The sequence below is a fragment of the Pararhizobium arenae genome (assembly GCF_001931685.1).
Classification (GTDB): Bacteria; Pseudomonadota; Alphaproteobacteria; order Rhizobiales; family Rhizobiaceae; genus Pararhizobium; species Pararhizobium arenae.
The window spans coordinates 1-1,094 of record NZ_MOOY01000032.1 but is presented as its reverse complement, the minus strand read 5'-3'; the positions used below and the strand labels follow the sequence as shown (position 1 = coordinate 1,094).

The 1,094-nt window shown below is 59.0% G+C and carries 2 protein-coding genes; both read right to left on the bottom strand.

Translation table 11 applies throughout. From position 1 onward, the window contains the following. Positions 1-338: response regulator (locus BLX89_RS23745; protein WP_075293393.1), on the bottom strand; the 338-nt coding region annotated here is incomplete at its 3' end. A 66-nt stretch (positions 339-404) separates the two neighbouring features. Further along, positions 405-1,094: sensor histidine kinase (locus BLX89_RS23740; protein ID WP_075293392.1), on the bottom strand; the 690-nt coding region annotated here is incomplete at its 5' end.

The window sequence follows — 1,094 nt, the reverse complement described above, 5'->3', positions numbered from 1 at the left end:
GTGATGGTCAGGTCATCGTAGGGCTTGGGGAAGAAGCGACTGCCGCCGGGCAGCATGCTTTCTTCGACGATGGCCGCACCGGAGGCGACGATCAGCTTCACGGGTGGCCATCGATCGCGAATGTAGTGGGACAGTTTGATACCGTCCATCGTCCCTGGCATCTGCACATCGGTGAAGACGAGATCGATGTCATCCCGTCCTTCAAGGATGCGGATCGCCTCGTCTGCGTCGCCCGCTTCCAGTGCTTCATAGCCCGCCGATAGCACGAGATCGACTGCGCTCATGCGGATTATCGCACTGTCTTCCACGATCAAGACGACCGGTTTGCCGTTCTTCATTGTTCACTCACTGTATGAGAATGACCGCAGCTCTGCAGCCTTGGCGCTTCAGGGGCCGAGCTGTCCCTACGCCGCTGGCGAAAAGTCGGTCCGTAGATTTGAAGTGTCGCGATGTCTGATCGTCACCACCGTCCCTGGGGCAGCGTCGCTCACTGTCAATTCGCCTTCGAGATTTTTGACGAGTGCCTCGACGATACCGGTCCCCAACCCGGCCTTGGGGGCGTCGTTCCCGATGGGCATTCCAATTCCGTCGTCAGAAATCGAGAGGGTCCAGTCTTTGCCCGACGACTGATAGTTGATCTCGATCGTTCCATTCCGATCGTCGCTGAAGGCATGCTTGAGGGCATTGATCACGAGTTCGGTAACGATGAGACCCAGACTGATGGAGACATCCGCCGGGACGGTGCTGTCATCGACCTTTACCCGGATCGACAGCCGCTCGGGGTCCGCGATCATCGATGCGCCGAGACTTTGGCAAAGCTGCGTGAAATAGGCACGCAACTCGACACTGCCGCCGGTGGAGGTGGAAAGCTGACGTTGCAGGGCTGCAATCGACATGATGCGTTGACGGGCGTCATGGAGATGCCCGCGGACTTCCTCCGACTGAACACGGCGCGCACTCTGCATGAGGACGCTGGCAATGATTTGCAGGCTGTTGGCGACCCGGTGCTGGACTTCCTGCAGAAGGATGGCCTTGTCGCGAACCAGGTCGTCTTTCAGACGAGCCTCAGCGCGCATGTCGGTCACGTCGGTGAT